The organism is Pseudomonas persica (genome assembly GCF_900291015.1).
Classification (GTDB): Bacteria; Pseudomonadota; Gammaproteobacteria; order Pseudomonadales; family Pseudomonadaceae; genus Aquipseudomonas.
The window spans coordinates 1-271 of record NZ_OLKL01000153.1; the positions used below are offsets into that span (position 1 = coordinate 1).

1 protein-coding gene is annotated in these 271 nt (G+C 60.5%); it reads left to right on the top strand.

Annotation, left to right across the window (positions count from 1 at the left end; genetic code table 11):
- Nucleotides 1-271 (top strand): phosphatidate cytidylyltransferase (locus FQ664_RS26085; protein ID WP_178091082.1); only part of this gene is annotated, 271 nt, incomplete at both ends.

A 271-nucleotide genomic window follows, 5' to 3' on the forward strand; every position in this document is an offset into this window, starting at 1 on the left:
GCGCCGGAGTGATCGTGCTGTTCGCCATCATCTCGCTGTTCGCACTGCGCGAATTCATCACCCTGGCGCCAACACGATCAGGTGACTACTACGCGTTGCTGGCCGCGTTCTACATCGTGCTGCCGTGGCAGTACTACCTGGTGTGGATCGACTGGTATGGCATGTACACGCTGTTGATCCCGGTGTACGCGTTCCTGTTCCTGCCGATCCTGGCCACCATCGGTGGTGACACCACCCACTACCTGGAGCGCACGTCGAAGGTGCAGTGGGG